Below are 15352 nucleotides of genomic sequence, written 5' to 3' on the forward strand. Positions count from 1 at the left end.
GTCTTTCTCGATAAAGGATCGATGTCGCGGAATCTTTTTCCCGGGGGTTGCCGGAAACCTTCGCGATTCAGGCGTCAGATTTAACAGCCAATCCGATCTCGTTGAACCCCAGGATGAAATCAAGGGGACTCAACTGACGTATTCGATTCAAGACTTTTGCCAGACCTCGCAACGAATCTGGCGAGCGTCGTCAGGAATGCGTTTCCAGCCCGATTCCCGAATAGACGAATCCAAGCCGATGCATTTTTTCCGGATCAAACAGATTACGTCCATCGAAAATGACGGGTGAACGAAGCTTCTGGCGAAGCACCTCGAAGTCCGGTGATCGAAACTCATTCCACTCCGTCGCAATCGCTAGCACATCGGCTCCATTCAACGTTTCGTAAGGCGTCGGGCAGAATGTCACCTTGTCACCATAGATCTTGCGAACATTCTCCATCGCCACGGGATCGTGTGCCCGAACGTTGGCGCCCGCTTCCAGCAGCCGATCGATGAGTACCAGGGCCGGCGCTTCGCGAATGTCATCCGTACGTGGCTTGAAGGCCAGTCCCCACAACGCAACCGTCTTTTGTTTAAGGTCACCCTGAAAATGTGCTCGGATCTTCTGAAACAGGATTTCCTTCTGAGCCACATTGACGTCGTCGACCGACTTCAGGATTCGTGGTTCGATTCCGAATCGTTCGGCAACGCTGACCAGTGCCCGAACGTCCTTGGGAAAGCACGAGCCACCATAGCCGACCCCTGGGAATAGAAACGCGAATCCAATTCGCTGATCGTGACCAATCCCTTTTCGAACATGGTTGATGTCAGCCCCCACCTTTTCGCAGATGTTGGCCATTTCATTGATGAAACTGATCTTCGTGGCCAGCAAACAATTTGCCACGTACTTCGTCATCTCTGCGCTTTCCAGATTCATCACCAGAAACGGATGATCCGTACGGAGAAATGGCTTGTACAGTTCACTCAAGACTTCGCCAACCTCGGGACGCGTCACGCCGACCACGACGCGATCCGGCTTGGTGAAATCGTCGATGGCGCAGCCTTCTTTCAAGAACTCCGGATTCGACGCGACGTCAACGGCGCGTCCCGTGAGTTCCTTCAAACGCGACGCCAACTCGGCATTCGTCCCAACCGGTACGGTGCTCTTGATGACGACCACGGCGTCCGTCGCCAGATGCGGCGCAACAGATTCAATCGCACTCCACAGAATCCGCAAGTCCGCCGATCCGTCTTCACGCTGTGGGGTTCCCACCGCCAGAAAGACGCACTTGGCCGCGGGCACAACTTCGGACGCATCGGTGGTGAACTTCAGTCGCCCGGCTTGAGTGTTACGAATGACGAGTTCCGTGAGCCCGGGTTCATAAATGGGGATCTCGCCCTTCTTCAAACGTGCGATCTTGTTGGCATCCACGTCGACACACGTCACATCATTTCCGCTGTCTGCAAAGCATGTCCCCGTGACCAACCCGACATAGCCCGTGCCAATCATCACAATCTTCATCGTCGTATTTCCTTGTCGGTGCAGGCCTTCAATGCCTGGTTGGCGGCAACAGCTTTTCCCGTTTGGACACTCGCGTTGCCCAACCCAGCCATCAATGCCGACGGACTTGGCTCTGGCGTCGTTTCTACGCGAATCGGGTTACCCAAAGCAGGATTTTGAATCGCCAATTGCCGATTTTTCATTCTGAATCTGGGATTGTTGAAGCGAAAATCTGTGCCTCAGAATCGCAAGTCCTTTGGAGCCACGCAAGTCAGTTGTGGTCGCCCCCGCGTCAGGTCTTGCGATCGTCCGTTCGAGGAACCACGGGCTTATTGACCCTTTCTACTCCCAACGGCATCCATATGAGGATTTGATCCGGAGTGTCTCTTCGGAGAGATTCGACGTCCGCATCGCCCGGAGGTCTGGCGACATTGGGCCAGCTGGTGAAGAGATTTGGAAAAACCGTCTTTACAGGATTGGGCGTTGGGATTACGTTTCGGCCAATATTAAGGAGTCATGTCTGGCCAGGGAGGACCATTCGACCAAGACGTTGAGCCCTCATCGAGCAACGCCCCGCCTCGGAGGCAGCGGCAGCAAGTCGAACTCGCCACGTTTGCAGGTTCGCATGAAACTCGTCGCTCATGTTGGATCTTGGAAACACAGATTCAAGGTGTGTTTGGGAATCGGCAACGTCCCAGTCTATTGGTCGATAGCGACAAACATGCACCACTTCCGGCAGGCGTCCCCAGCTGGCTGCAGTACCTGCAATGTTCCATTGAGAATTCAAATTCCGTCCCGATTGCCGTGAACGACCGACTAATCCACTGAAGACGTTTTGACAACCATGACAACCCCTTCGGCCGTTTCACCGCCTCTCGAAAACTGGCTCGACGCACAATTCGCCGAGCACGCCTCGGTTCTGTCAGCAACGCGTCTTCAGTGCGGCACGGTACTTCTAGCAGCGGTTGAGGCCTGCGCGGCCTGCATCTCTCAGGGTGGTAAGATTCTGTTCTGCGGAAATGGCGGGAGTGCGGCAGACGCGCAGCATCTCGCGACCGAATTGACGATTCGGTACAAGACGAATCGACTGCCCATCGCGGGAATCGCATTGACCACCGACACCTCCGCCTTGACTGCGTGCGGGAACGATCTGGGATTCGACGAGATTTTTTCGCGTCAGGTCCATGCCCTCGGACGGCCCGGTGATGTTCTGATCGGGATCAGCACATCAGGAAATAGCCAGAATGTCATTCTGGCAGCGGAAAAAGCGGCCGAGCTTCAAATCCAAACAATCGCATTCGTCGGAGGCTCTGGCGGTAAGCTCGCCGACCTTTCCGCGATCGCACTCAAGGTTCCGTCGCGCACCACCGCGCGGATTCAAGAAATGCACATTTTCCTCGGCCACCTCCTTTGCGAACTGCTGGAGCAACGCCTGGGGCTTGTTGAGGAGAGCAGTCATGCAGCGGCCCGATGAACTCGCAGCACTTGTCCCCAAATTGCAAACCGCGCAGGTCACCTGCGTCGGCGATGTGATGCTCGATCGATTCGTTTACGGCGATGTCTCGCGGATTTCGCCCGAGGCTCCGGTTCCTGTTGTGCTCGTCAAACAGGAACTCGTCGTTCTCGGAGGATTGGGAAACGTCGCGCGCAACTTGAGCACGCTCGGTGCGAATGCGTCCGTGATTTCCGTGGTCGGTCAGGATGAGGGTGGCCGGGAAATCCGCCACCTTCTGAACGAACTCCCCAACTGCGCCCCAGACATCATTGAGATTCCGCAACACACCTCAACGATCAAAACCCGCTGCATTGCGTCCAGTCAGCAGATCGTCCGCATCGATCGCGAAGCGCAACTTTGCCTTTCCGAAAAGGCCGTCGATGACCTTGTCGCGCGGACGATCGACAAACCCGAGACCCCAGTCCTGGTCTTGTCGGACTACGGAAAGGGCGTCCTCAGCGGACAGAATGCACAACAGATCATCGTTGCGGCACGACAGGCCGGGCAATTCGTCATTGTCGACCCCAAAGGAACGGACTACTCACGATACCGCGGCGCCAATCTGATCAAACCGAATCGGCTCGAGTTGTGTCAGGCCACCGGAAGAACGGTGAATTCCAACGTCGAAATCATCGCTGCCTGTCGCGAGTTGATTGAAAAATTCGATCTGGGAGCCGTGATCGCCACATTGAGCGAACGCGGCATGATGGTTGTGACCAAGAACGGCCCGGCCATCCACCTGCCGTCCGAAGCGCGAGAAGTTTTCGATGTGTCTGGTGCTGGGGATACGGTGATTGCCACTCTGGCCGCCGCGATCGCCGTCGGAATCCCGCTGGCCGATGCCGCCTATATGGCGAATCGCGCCGCCGCCGTCGTTGTCGCCAAAGTGGGCACCGCGACGATCTCTGCGGCGGAACTCGTCCGAGCGCTGCGTGTGGAAGATGTCTCGCAGGCCGAAGAAAAAATCGTCACCGCCACAAATGCCCTGGAACGCGTTCGGTCGTGGCAACGAATGGGCGAACGTGTCGGCTTTACGAACGGCTGCTTCGACCTGCTGCATCCAGGACATGTGACGCTGCTCGCACAGTCAGCCGCAAAAGTAGATCGCCTGATCGTTGGACTCAACAGCGATGATTCTGTGAAGCGACTGAAGGGACCGACCCGTCCCATACAAAATGAAATGTCACGCAGTATCGTGCTGGCCGCGCTAAGCAGCGTGGACCTGGTGGTCATCTTCAACGAAGACACGCCGCTCGAAATCATCCAACAGTTGCGGCCCGATGTGCTGATCAAGGGAGCGGACTACACGGTTTCGACCGTCGTTGGTGCCGAATTCGTGCAGAGTTACGGCGGCGAAGTCGCACTGATTGACCTCGTTCCGCAACAAAGCACGACCCGTCTGGTCAAACAGATTCACGCGGCATAGCGCCCACCAATCCAAACGTTACGCAGAACAGGTCATTCGATGCTGGATCGCTTGCTAAGCCGGGGTGTGCTCGTCACAGGAGGCGCTGGCTTTATCGGATCGAATATTGTCGCCGCTCTCAGCGATGCCGGAGTGCCGGTGATTGTGTGCGACGTTCTGGGGACGGACTTGAAATGGCAGAATCTCGCCAAGCATGCCTTGGCGGGATTCGTACATCCGCGAGATCTTGACGCGTACTTGGCAAAGAATCCGCCTCTTTCGGCCATCGTCCATATGGGGGCCATTTCTGCCACCACCGAAACCGATGGCGATCTGGTGATCGAATCGAATTTCAACCTGTCACAACGGATTTGGAATTGGTGCACCGATCGCAAGGTTCCCTATCTCTACGCATCTTCGGCCGCGACCTACGGCGATGGCGAGCAGGGGTTTCGCGACGAAAACAGCAGCACTGCACTGCAGACGCTCCGCCCGCTGAATCTGTATGGCTGGTCAAAGCATCTCTTTGACCGGTTCGTCATGCGCGAAGTCGAATCGGGCCGTTCGCGGCCGCCGCAGTGGGCCGGACTGAAATTCTTCAATGTCTACGGTCCCAATGAGTACCATAAAGGAAGCATGAAGAGCGTCATCGCTCATCTGTACCCAAAGGTTGTGGCAGGAGAACCGGCAAAATTGTTCAAGTCGGCACATCCGGAGTATTCCGATGGTGGCCAGCTTCGTGACTTCGTCTACGTCAAAGACTGTGTCTCGGTCATCATGTGGCTACTGGAAAAGCAGACCGTCTCCGGAATCTTTAACGTCGGTACCGGTGTCGCACGAAGCTTCGCAGATCTGGCCAAGGCCACGATGGTCGCTGCGGGGCTTCCGCCGCGAATCGAGTTCGTCGACATGCCTGAGACACTCAAAGCCCGGTATCAATACTTCACTCAGGCCGACCTGACGCACCTTCGTTCCGTCGGATATTCAACACCCGCCACAACACTCGAAGACGGAGTCGCCGACTACGTCCAGAAGTTTTTGGCTGTTTCTGATCCGTATCGCTAAAAACGGGACCGGTTGGCGACGAGGTCAGATTGGGATGCGAAAAAATTTCTCACGGACCGTCTCCACGACACAGACGAAATTGTGGAACACCCAATTCGACCGTATCGTTTACGGTGTTTCAGGTTAAGGCCGACGATCAAGTTGCCGACAAAGACACGGTCGCCTCGTGTCGAACGACCGAACGGAAACGTCCACTAGCAGCCCGTTCGTTCGCTGCTCATAGAATTCGATGAAACGCGACGCTTGTCCGCGTGCGCGAACTTGCTAAACTTTCGATCCGAAACCGCCATCGTCACGACTGCGGCGGATTATGGCGAGGTAGCTCAGCTGGTTAGAGCACAGGCTTCATAAGCCTGGGGTCGCGGGTTCAAGTCCCGCCCTCGCTACTCAAGGAAAAACCCCTGGATCACAGGGGTTTTTCCTTTTCAAATTCCCTCGTTCCCAAGCTCCCGCGTTGGAACGCTTCGCCGGCCCACGCTCCTCGTTCGTTCCCTCGTTACCAAGCTCCCGCTTGGTAACGCTTCATGCGATCTCGCTTTCCGTCAAGCAGAATCGTGGCCCGGGACCCTCGTACACGCGTCCTCAAGATCGGCAATGCAGAGGATCGACCGTGCCAGGTCGCTCCACGACGGGAAAGCGCGTGTCAAGCGACGTTACCAAACAGGAGCTGTTGAAGTTGCTCAGTTCGTCGATTGGCTCGAAGCATTCGCCGGTCAGTTGCGAGTTTCGATCCTTGGAGTGGCAACCCCTTCATCCGCCCCAGAGCAGGTGAAAGGGTACAAGCCTAGGCGTGCGAGCGTTGCGATCGCTTCCCTAGGTCACAAGCCACCCCATGCATGGGCGGCAGGAGGCAATCGATGCCCGATTTAGAATGTGCCTTTGCCCTGACAGGGCAAAATTTTGCGATGGCCGGTCCCACGTAAGCGGCCTTGGCCTCGTGTCTGTCACTCGGATTTGATGGCCGTCGGGTCCATCCAGAACGGTTCCCAGATGTGTCCGTCCAGATCCTGAAAACTGCGACCATACATAAAACCGTGGTCCTGAGCGTCACGGCATGCCGTTCCACCCGCCGCGAATGCCGCTTCGGTGATTTGATCCACTTCCTGACGACTACTGCAATCGAACGCCACGAGCACTTCTGTCGTCTTGGAGGTATCCGCAATCGCTTTCGGAGTGAACTCCTTGAACCGAGCGGGGGTGATCAACATCGCGTAATTTGTCTCGCTCAGAACGAGGCACGCCGCGGTGTCATTCGTGAACTGCTCATTGAATTTGAAACCGAGCGACTTAAAGAAGTTCATAGATTTCGTGAGGTCACTCACACAGAGATTGATGAATAGACTGCGTGGCATGGACATTTCTCGCGGTGAAATTTGATCGTGAACAATTGGTACAAGGGACAAAGCATCGCGGACAACGCGAACAGGCCCAATCGAAACTTAGAACTTGATCGGGATCCAGATTTCCGTTCCGCCCCGCCCCGTCTGAGGATTGAAATCTTCGGTATACCGTTCAAAACAGGGCGATTCAGCAACTTGTAAACCCGCGTCCGGCAGCCAACTCTTCCAGATCTTGTCGATAGTTTGGGGAATTGCAGATGCGTGGCCTGTGTGCGTAAAGATCGCATAGCGATGTGCGTTCAGACGCAGTTGCTTCCAATCTTTCGAGATGTTCGCGCTTTTGCTGACTTCAACCCCCGTCAGATAGTCGAACCCATATTCCGGCTTGTAGTTCCAGCAAACTCCGTACGAATTGAGTCCAACCTGCCCGGGAGTCTTGCCGATGTGAGGCCCGAACCGCATCCATTGCTGAGGAATCTTCGCCCGGGACTCGAACGTGTAACTTTCATTCAGACCAGCGATCAAAAGCTCCGGCGCCTCTTCGAATCGAGGCGTTCCCAAACCGAGACTCTGCGCTCGGATGCTCGCTTCTTGTTCTTTGAGTTCCGGCGTCAGCGCTTCGCCAAAATCGCTCGCCTCGAAGACCGGCCTGATTTCAATCGTCGAATCGTCGAGCATCGGATTAGGGCATCGCTTGACCCATTCGATGGCCTCTTGCATCGATTTCACCTGCCAGATCCAGAAGCCCGCCACCAATTCTTTCGTCTCGGCGAATGGCCCATCGATGACGGTTCGATTTTTTCCAGAGAACTCCACGCGCACCCCTTTCGAACTGGGATGCAGCCCTTCACCGGTAAGCATGATTCCTGCTTTGACCAGTTCTTCATTGAAGTTCCCCATCGCTGTCAGCAATTCCTCAGTCGGCATAATGCCAGCCTCGGAATCTTTCGACGCTTTGACGAACACGATCACTTTCATTTCGAATCTCCTTTCCAAAGAACGAAGGACAAACCTTCGTCTCATATCACGGAATCGTTGTCCCCGTCTCGTCTCGTTTTCTCGTCTTTTCCTCGTTGCCAAGCTCCCGCCTGGTAACGCCTCTTAAATCTTGCACCGTGCGTACGAAGCCGAAAATAGCCTGGACATCTCGTACACTTCTGATGTGGCGGAAACGCTGCCAAGCGGGACCTTGCCAACGAGAAAACGAAGAGAACTGATGAGAGCGGACCCTTGCGGTGATCAATAAACTCCCGGAAGGCCCGCGAGCTCGAAAACCGGACGAATTTCGACGGTCCCCTTTTTTGCGCCCGGGAGTCGAGAGGCAATCTCGATGGCTTCGTCCAAGTTCTGGACGTCGATCACAAAATAGCCTCCGAGTTGCTCGACGGTTTCCGCAAACGGGCCATCGGTAATCAAGCGTTTGCCCCCCTGCAATCGAATCGACGTCGCCGTCGCAACGGGATGCAGAGGCGAGGCAGCCAAGAATTGCCCTTTTTCCTTCAGCTCATGGCACAGGGCGGTCGAGTCGGCCATGCACTGCATTCGTTCGTCCGGAGTCCAAGCATTCTCGTCACCATAGATGAGCAACATGTACTTCATGGTATTCCCCTTCATCGGGCGTTATCGATTCTCGAAATTCATGGTCGAACAGCGAAGCGTGTCACAGCACCTCGAGTTCAGATGTCACCGTTCAGAGACCGGGGACTGGCTTATTTGCCCGCGGCAAAGGGAAGGATTGCTCTGATCCATGCAGTGTGGATTCCAATAAATCCGGGAAAATGTAACTGCCCACTCTCTTCGACTGTGCACGGTGACGTTCAGATTACCAGCCGATCTGTCCCGATTCGACACAGGCGACCGGCAAAAATCGCTGCAGAAAGGCCCAATCCCAGTGACAGAGCACGACGCGGGCCGCCTTCACTCAGTAATCGATTCCCGTGCCGGCAAATCGACATTCGTTAAGAAAAAATCTCGAAAACGAACCTATTGCAGTTCTCGCAATCGACCTTCCAGAAACCGACGTTCCGGCTCCTGCTTTGCCAACTCCAAGGCTCGTTCGTACGACGGCCGTGCATCGGCCATCCGCCCCAGGCGACGACATAAATCCGCACGGGCGGCGTGAGACAAATGATAATCCGCCAGTTCACCCCGCGCCAGAAGTCCATCGATCAGCACGAGCCCCGCGGAAGGCCCGTCACGCATCGCAACCGCAACCGCGCGATTCAGTTCGATGATCGGCGAGGGAGTCGCTCGGAGCAAAACGTCATACAAGCTGACGATCTGAGACCAATCCGTTTCGGCAGCCGTCGCGGCATCGGAATGAACGGCGGCAATCGCCGCTTTGATCGTATAAATTCCGAATCGACGCGACGCGAGTGACTGAGCAATCAGCGATTTCCCTTCGGCAATGAACTCGCGATTCCAAAGCGATCGGTCCTGGTCTTCCAGCAAGACCAGATCGCCATTGTCCGACATCCGAGCCGTTCGTCGGGATTCCTGAATCAATAGCAGCCCAAGCAATCCCATCACTTCGGGATCAGGCAGCAATGTGAGCAGCAGTCGAGCCAGTCGAATCGCCTCGTCAGAAAGATCTTTTCGAATGAGCGAATCGCCCGACGACGCCGAATACCCCTCATTAAATACGAGATAAATCACGGACAGGACGGAATCGAGCCGATCGGGGATCTGCGATACCTCGGGGATTTCATACGGGATTCCCGCATCGCGAATTTTCGATTTTCCGCGAACGATTCGTTGCGCGATCGTCGTCGACGATGTCAGAAACGCGCGACCGATTTCCTCCGTCGTCAGTCCGCACACTTCTCGGAGAGTCAGGGCGATTTGAGTCGCAGGCGCAAGAGCGGGGTGGCAACAGGTAAAGATCAGACGCAAACGGTCATCTTCGATCTCCGAATCCTGATCGAGTGCGCGAGGCGGCTCGACCTCTTCATGACGTACGAGTTCATGCAGAGCCGAATCCAATCGCGCCCGACGCCGTAAGACATCAATTGCCTTAAATCGCCCCGCGGAAACGAGCCAGGCGCGGGGATTGGCGGGAATCCCATCACGCGCCCACTGCTCCACGGCCGACGTGAACGCCTCATGCATCCCTTCTTCCGCCAGATCGAAATCCCGGACGAGACGAATCAATGACGCCAGAACGCGCCTCGATTCCGTACGATAGACGGTCTCTACCGCCTGCTTCACTTCGTCCATTGAAGGGGCACTCATCAACCGGAATCTCCCAAGTTGCGTCGACGATTCGGGGAAGCCAGGGTCGTATGTCACGCGGTTCTGCGGATCTGACACAACAATGTCAACGGATGAGGCACATCTGTCACGGCTGACGAGGGAATGCCATCGGATCTGCAATACTAACCCCTGGCCGAACCGACGCTCAAGACTGAGAATTTGAAGCAACAGTATTTGGCCGCTTGAGTTCGTACGCTCAAGCAGCACTCGCGCTAAGCACCGCTGGGACCATCATTCTCGGATTCGATTGACGATGCACGCCGATGTCGTGATTCGCCCTGCACTTTATGAAGATCTGTTCGCCATCGTAACACTGATCAACGACGGTGGCCCCGACGGCAAACCTCGAGAGAATCTCCCATCAAATCTTCCCGATTGTTACCGTGAAAGCTTCACTCGAATTCTGCAGGATGAAAATACGTTCCTGATGGTGGCAGAACTCCATGGGCGCGTGGTGGGAACATTTCAGTTGAATTACCTGATCTGCCTCGCGGGCAAGGGGCAGGAAGACGCTCAGCTCGAAGGGGTCCACGTCCAATCACAATCGCGTGGGCAAGGGATGGGAATGCAGATGATCGCCTGGGTGATCAAGCATGCCAAGACTCGCAATTGTCGGCGAATCCAACTCACGACAGACAAAAAGCGGAAACGCGCCCATCAATTCTATGAGCGACTTGGGTTCGTCGCGTCTCACGAAGGGATGAAATTGCTGCTAGACATTTGTCAGAACTAACCACCTGCCAGGGCGAAACATCCGGATCGGATGACCGGGGACTGGCTCATTTTCCCGTGGTAGAGGGAAGGATGCCCTCGCATCCAATTGAAGTAACGGGGACTGGCTCCCGCCAGCGTTAAAAAACGCCATGCCATCGTCAATGCCAAGGTGCCTGTCCCACTTACTTCAACAGGATATAAGTCGATGCACTGTGGATTCCAAGTGAATCGGGAAAATGTGCCTGCCCCCTCTCTTCGGGCCGCGAACGGTGACGTTCGGCAAAGCCGTCCATCCCCGGCCACCCGAAGCTTTCGGTGTGGCGAGACGTGAGGAAACGGTTGATCGAAGTCGGTCTCCTCATGAAGCGTTCCCTGCGTCGATTCGTCCACCGATCGCCAGTCGATACCACGGGCGGCACTTCTTCGTTCTTGCCATCCGGCGATCTCGCGTTCGTTACGTCCCTCACCATCGACACATTCCGCGGCAATGACATTTTTTTCGCTCACGAACCGGGCCCGCCTTCTGCTTTTCGACATGGAGACACTAGAGTTCAAACACAGTCGATTTCATTTCTGTTGCGGTCAGATGTCCGGGTTTCACTCGTACACATTCCAACATCATGCAAAACGTGCAATCAGACAATCGCCAAAGTCGCCGATACAACGCCCGCAAATTGGGATATCGCGCTGCGATCGTTGTGGGAAAAGACCTGCACGAGTTTCCGGTGATCGACTTTTCCGCCAATGGAATTCAGATCGAGATTCCGCCGTCCGTCGTGCTGCCCCCGACGGGGACGCTGCACTTCAGGGATCACGACTACCGCTATACCATCAAACGCGAAAGTCTCGAAGAGGGGGCAAGACGGCTCGGCATGGAACTACGCGCCGTGCTGCTCGACAACTCGTCCCGCGCCATTCATTATCAACCTGAGCACTTCACCGGCAAAGGCTATTTGCTACGGAAGAAATGGAGTGTTCTGTTCTGGTCGACCGCGCTGACGGGACTCTGCATTACGCTCGCCGTTGTTTACGGTCCTGCAACGGGCCTGAATACAGGCTCGAACGGCACCCTCTGGGAACAACTCGTCCGCAACATCCAATCCCCTTCGACGGCATCCGGTTGGAACCTGCTTGCAAATCGCTCATCGTCCCAAGACAGCACCAATCTCAACGCGTCAACCAGCAGCGGTTCCAAAAACCGATCAGGCAATGTGACCGAGACACTCAACCAGGCTCGCACGTTCTTCAGTCAATCCAACTATATCGCTGTCGTCGAGTCCTGTACGCAGGCGATTTCGATAAACGATCGCAATGCCGATGTCTGGCACTTGCGCGGCAACGCCTATAAGGGTCTCGCCCGATACGACGAAGCCATCAACGATTTCACACGAGCGATCTCACTCAATCCAAAAGCTCAGGTCATCCAGGCCGATCTCGCGGAAACCTTTTGTGATGCGGGCCGCTTCAACGAAGGCATCAAGCAATCCGAACGCAGCTTCAAGCAAGCGGCTGGTGACCTGCGGCTCCGATTCAAGCAACTGGCATCCCGCGCCTATCAAGGCCGATCAAACAATCGTCTGCAGGACGGCGATGAAGAAGGTGCTCAGTCCGACCTCGCGCAGGCGGAACGCTGGATGCACTAGCCGCCTGATGACGTAACGGGGACTGGCTCCGCCCCGATTAAAAAACGCCATGACGTTCTGAACGCGAAGGTGACTGTCCCCCTTACTTCAACAGGCCGCTAGACAGGACAATCAAGCGATGTCCTGCGATCTTCAATTCGTCCACCGTCGACGGGTTGCGGCCTGACACACAGCAGGCAGACCGCGAGGAATGTCAGCGGAATCACCACGGAAGAGTAATTCACGATCACGACGGCCCCTTTGACAGTGTGAATTTTCTGATTGATGGACCGCCCCTTCGTGAATCGAAAACACTTGTAGAACCAGATCGAACTTTCCATCGAATGCCTGTCCGCGCTTGCAAGAGGCGAACGACTGAATTCAAAGACGTTTTGGCGGTCGGCAGAATACTCGATTCTGATTTGTCCCCAGTGGGACTGTCCCTTCACTGCCACCCCGAGCATTGAATTGCCGCACTTCAACGCATCGCTAACGTAAAGGCTTCTGACCCAACCGCTGGCGAATACACACGCCAGCAACAGCGACACAAGGCCGAGTCTTCGCGTCCAATCACCGAATGTCGACTTTGATGGCCTGGGAATTTTCCGTTTATTCCTTCGAGAAAGTTTATCGACAGCGATCCTGAAACGTTCAAATTTCTGCAATTCGACCGACAACCCCTTCTTAGGCCTCAACATTCCCTGATTCTAAACAAGTGAACATCCGATAACGAAGCAGAACGCGCAGTTTCCGCCGAAGCGACGTGGCTCGATGACAACATCAATGCCGCTCGAGAAGTTCGGATACTGCAGAAGTGGTCGTTCTCGTTCGATATCATGCTCTCGAAGGATCGCTTGAAGTGGCCATTGTGAATGCTATTACAGCGAAAAAAGCATCTCAGCGAGCCGTCACGTCCCGGCGCATGACCGAATTGGCGGACAATCTCGAGCGACGCATGTTCAATTCAGTGGATGATTTCAACCAGCTGAACATCGAGACGAAATTCGTAGCCCTCAACGCACGAATCGAGGCTGGACGTGCCGTGGGAGAAAGTGGTCGAGCCTTTGACGTCGTCGCCCAATCGATCCAGGATATTTCTCGACGAACTGGCGAAGTTGCGGAGAAGCTGGACGTCGAATTTCGATGCCTGCTCAAAGAAATGCGTGAGATTACCGAAGATCTCGCCATTCACTCCCGCGGTGAGCGTTTGAGCAACCTCGCGCTGATGAACATCGACTTGATCGACCGAAATTTGTACGAACGGTCCTGCGATGTCCGCTGGTGGGCCACAGATCAGAGTGTGGTCGACACCCTGATGGATGCTTCGCCTCAATCATTGTCACACGCGAACATCCGACTGGGCCAGATTCTCGACTCTTACACAGTCTATTTTGACATCGTCATCACGGACCTCACCGGAAAAGTGCTGGCGAATGGCCGCCCCTGTTCGTTTGATTCGATTGGAACAAATGTCGCGACGCAAAACTGGTTCATGTCCGCGTTACAGACCGCCAAGGGGACGCAATATGTCCAGAGCGAGGTGATTCAATCACCTTTGTGCGGCAACGATAATACGATTATCTTCGCATGTGCCGTTCGAAAAGGGGGGCAACCCCACGGTGATGCAATCGGCGTCCTTGCCATCGTGTTTCGCTGGGACGCGCTGGCTCAGGTCATTGTGGAAAGCACACCACTTTCGTCCGCAGAATGGCCACAAACCCGGGTATGCATCCTGGATGCGCACGGCAGATTGTTGGCGGACACGGCGGGAGGATTCGGAGATCTTCTTCAAGTTCCTGCCTGGAAGGAGATTCAATCGTCTCCCCGAGGATTCCGAATGGCAATGCTCACAGATGAACCAGTCTGTATCGGCCATGCGAAATCACCAGGTTACGAGACCTATCGTACCGGTTGGTATTCGCTGATCTTGCAAAAAGACAGCGCCGTCTGATCCCCCGGATGACTGATCGCTGCGACAAAAGCAATCGTGAAGCCAAGCACCGGCCTCCGTCTCAACTTCGTTGGCGGGCCAGACCGAATAATCCTAACTCCACGCCCACATTTCATAGGCAAGTCCACCTTCAAAATTAGGGGGGGGAATTTGAAAGTAATGATAAGCTTTCCTGACCACATGGTTACTGAACATGGAGTTCAGGGTAGCAATAGAGAATTTGAACCGCTCATCGAAGCCACGCTCCAAGAAATCAAAGCAGTTCTAGAATTCCGCCGTCCTTTAAAGCTGCCACCAGCAACAAAAGACGTGTTCGATCTGCTTCGAGATGCGTTTCACAAAAGATGACCTTCAATTCGACTGCGAAGCCGTTACAACCAGTGACGGCTTTTTTTCGTTTTAGGAGGAATCGAATCATGAATCAGAAGGAACTCAATGCCATCCAAGCGGGAATCGAGTTTCACAGGTCGGAACTCGCCAAGACCGAGAAGCAAGTCTTCATCAGTCCCGAGGACTTCAGTCGTTTGTCGGACGACGAGAAAGCGAAATGCACGACCGGTTTCGGTGGGCTGACGCTTCGCACTGTTCCGATCACTGAAGCCGACCGAGAGGAAACAAGGCGAGCCATCGAGGGTTTTGAGCGGCGATTGCCGTTCGAACTGAGACAGTGAGAATTCTCCTTGGACAAGCTGAACGCACAGGCTGTCGACATTTCGAAAACTGAAACGAAAACCATAAAATGAACAGACGATTCCTTCCAACATTCGGCGAAGTCCTGCTGACGCTGTTCTTTCTGTGCTTAGTGGCTTGGGTGGTACGCAGCCAATTCTGAGTACAGCAGCCGCGACAATGAGACGAGACACGATCAGCAACGAGCTAAGCGGGTGGCTCGTCCGCCCAATTTCTCACTCCATATCGAGTGATCGTCTGAAAAATTTCCGGCGTCTCGATCGTCCTTGTCCGGGCGAATCGTCTCCTCCCAACATCGCTTGCACATCCCGACGCCTTGGCGACATTGCGTCACCCAT

At 55.0% G+C, this 15352-nt stretch carries 14 protein-coding genes, 1 tRNA gene and 1 pseudogene; 8 read left to right on the forward strand and 8 right to left on the reverse strand.

Features of this window, described 5'->3' with window-relative positions:
* Positions 1-190: 190 nt before the first annotated feature.
* On the reverse strand, positions 191-1501 hold the full coding sequence (locus tag OSO_RS0109780; RefSeq protein WP_010583209.1) for a UDP-glucose dehydrogenase family protein: 1311 nt from the start codon (positions 1499-1501) through the stop codon (positions 191-193).
* 823 nt (positions 1502-2324) lie between these two features.
* Between OSO_RS0109780 and OSO_RS0109795 the strand changes: the two genes are divergently transcribed.
* From OSO_RS0109795 to OSO_RS0109810, 4 genes are all read left to right on the forward strand, one after another.
* On the forward strand, positions 2325-2954 hold the full coding sequence (locus tag OSO_RS0109795; protein ID WP_010583212.1) for a D-sedoheptulose-7-phosphate isomerase: 630 nt from the start codon (positions 2325-2327) through the stop codon (positions 2952-2954).
* Complete coding sequence (gene rfaE1, locus OSO_RS0109800; RefSeq protein WP_010583213.1) at positions 2938-4401, forward strand: D-glycero-beta-D-manno-heptose-7-phosphate kinase; 1464 nt, start codon at positions 2938-2940, stop codon at positions 4399-4401. The genes OSO_RS0109795 and rfaE1 overlap by 17 nt, the downstream gene beginning before the upstream one ends.
* A 39-nt stretch (positions 4402-4440) precedes the next feature.
* Positions 4441-5445, forward strand: coding sequence for an ADP-glyceromanno-heptose 6-epimerase (gene rfaD / locus OSO_RS0109805; RefSeq protein ID WP_010583214.1), 1005 nt, complete (start codon positions 4441-4443; stop codon positions 5443-5445).
* Positions 5446-5757: 312 nt separating this feature from the next.
* A tRNA-Met gene (locus tag OSO_RS0109810) sits at positions 5758-5831 on the forward strand.
* A 558-nt stretch (positions 5832-6389) separates the two neighbouring features.
* Here OSO_RS0109810 and OSO_RS0109820 read toward each other — a convergent pair.
* The 5 genes and pseudogenes from OSO_RS0109820 to OSO_RS0109840 all read right to left on the reverse strand — a co-directional run bounded on the left by OSO_RS0109820 (position 6390) and on the right by OSO_RS0109840 (position 10016).
* Positions 6390-6797: a VOC family protein gene (locus OSO_RS0109820; protein WP_029246836.1), complete on the reverse strand. Its 408-nt coding sequence runs from the start codon at positions 6795-6797 to the stop codon at positions 6390-6392.
* Positions 6798-6884: 87 nt separating this feature from the next.
* A complete protein-coding gene (locus OSO_RS52565) occupies positions 6885-7346 on the reverse strand; it encodes a GyrI-like domain-containing protein (protein ID WP_390510859.1) in 462 nt (153 codons plus the stop codon).
* 9 nt (positions 7347-7355) lie between these two features.
* Positions 7356-7763, reverse strand: a pseudogene (locus OSO_RS52570) (YciI family protein); the annotation flags it as partial.
* Between the two features lie 261 nt (positions 7764-8024).
* A complete protein-coding gene (locus OSO_RS0109830) occupies positions 8025-8384 on the reverse strand; it encodes a YciI family protein (protein ID WP_029246837.1) in 360 nt (119 codons plus the stop codon).
* Between the two features lie 384 nt (positions 8385-8768).
* On the reverse strand, positions 8769-10016 hold the full coding sequence (locus tag OSO_RS0109840; RefSeq protein ID WP_029246838.1) for an RNA polymerase sigma factor: 1248 nt from the start codon (positions 10014-10016) through the stop codon (positions 8769-8771).
* 274 nt (positions 10017-10290) lie between these two features.
* On the opposite strand from OSO_RS0109840, the gene OSO_RS0109845 reads away from it, so the two are divergent.
* Positions 10291-10770, forward strand: coding sequence for a GNAT family N-acetyltransferase (locus OSO_RS0109845; protein WP_010583219.1), 480 nt, complete (start codon positions 10291-10293; stop codon positions 10768-10770).
* Here the strand turns inward: OSO_RS0109845 and OSO_RS0109850 are convergent.
* On the reverse strand, positions 10767-11258 hold the full coding sequence (locus OSO_RS0109850; RefSeq protein ID WP_010583220.1) for a hypothetical protein: 492 nt from the start codon (positions 11256-11258) through the stop codon (positions 10767-10769). The two genes, OSO_RS0109845 and OSO_RS0109850, sit on opposite strands and share 4 nt — an antisense overlap.
* Before the next feature lie 113 nt (positions 11259-11371).
* Here OSO_RS0109850 and OSO_RS0109855 point away from each other — a divergent pair, with 113 nt between their 5' ends.
* Entirely contained in the window at positions 11372-12394 is a 1023-nt protein-coding gene (locus OSO_RS0109855) for a tetratricopeptide repeat protein (protein WP_010583221.1), read from the forward strand.
* Positions 12395-12492: 98 nt separating this feature from the next.
* Here the strand turns inward: OSO_RS0109855 and OSO_RS50740 are convergent, their stop codons facing one another.
* A complete protein-coding gene (locus OSO_RS50740; RefSeq protein ID WP_157605124.1) occupies positions 12493-12714 on the reverse strand; it encodes a hypothetical protein in 222 nt (73 codons plus the stop codon).
* A gap of 518 nt (positions 12715-13232) precedes the next feature.
* On the opposite strand from OSO_RS50740, the gene OSO_RS0109865 reads away from it, so the two are divergent.
* Both OSO_RS0109865 and OSO_RS50745 read left to right on the forward strand, forming a co-directional pair.
* Positions 13233-14324 (forward strand): methyl-accepting chemotaxis protein, encoded by a 1092-nt coding sequence (locus tag OSO_RS0109865; protein WP_157605125.1) that lies wholly within the window; start codon positions 13233-13235, stop codon positions 14322-14324.
* A gap of 416 nt (positions 14325-14740) precedes the next feature.
* A complete protein-coding gene (locus tag OSO_RS50745; protein ID WP_157605126.1) occupies positions 14741-14995 on the forward strand; it encodes a hypothetical protein in 255 nt (84 codons plus the stop codon).
* Positions 14996-15352 lie beyond the last annotated feature (357 nt).

Origin of the sequence: Schlesneria paludicola DSM 18645 (assembly GCF_000255655.1) — a bacterium.
GTDB classification, from domain to species: domain Bacteria; phylum Planctomycetota; class Planctomycetia; order Planctomycetales; family Planctomycetaceae; genus Schlesneria; species Schlesneria paludicola.

Excerpts from the sequence above, each read along its gene's own strand:
- OSO_RS0109780 (WP_010583209.1), bottom strand. The coding sequence starts at position 1,501 with ATGAAGATTGTGATGATTGGCACGGGCTATGTCGGGTTGGTCACGGGG.
- OSO_RS0109795 (WP_010583212.1), top strand. The coding sequence starts at position 2,325 with ATGACAACCCCTTCGGCCGTTTCACCGCCTCTCGAAAACTGGCTCGAC.
- rfaE1 (WP_010583213.1), top strand. The coding sequence starts at position 2,938 with ATGCAGCGGCCCGATGAACTCGCAGCACTTGTCCCCAAATTGCAAACC.
- rfaD (WP_010583214.1), top strand. The coding sequence starts at position 4,441 with ATGCTGGATCGCTTGCTAAGCCGGGGTGTGCTCGTCACAGGAGGCGCT.
- OSO_RS0109820 (WP_029246836.1), bottom strand. The coding sequence starts at position 6,797 with ATGCCACGCAGTCTATTCATCAATCTCTGTGTGAGTGACCTCACGAAA.
- OSO_RS0109830 (WP_029246837.1), bottom strand. The coding sequence starts at position 8,384 with ATGAAGTACATGTTGCTCATCTATGGTGACGAGAATGCTTGGACTCCG.
- OSO_RS0109840 (WP_029246838.1), bottom strand. The coding sequence starts at position 10,016 with ATGAGTGCCCCTTCAATGGACGAAGTGAAGCAGGCGGTAGAGACCGTC.
- OSO_RS0109845 (WP_010583219.1), top strand. The coding sequence starts at position 10,291 with ATGCACGCCGATGTCGTGATTCGCCCTGCACTTTATGAAGATCTGTTC.
- OSO_RS0109855 (WP_010583221.1), top strand. The coding sequence starts at position 11,372 with ATGCAAAACGTGCAATCAGACAATCGCCAAAGTCGCCGATACAACGCC.
- OSO_RS50740 (WP_157605124.1), bottom strand. The coding sequence starts at position 12,714 with ATGGAAAGTTCGATCTGGTTCTACAAGTGTTTTCGATTCACGAAGGGG.
- OSO_RS50745 (WP_157605126.1), top strand. The coding sequence starts at position 14,741 with ATGAATCAGAAGGAACTCAATGCCATCCAAGCGGGAATCGAGTTTCAC.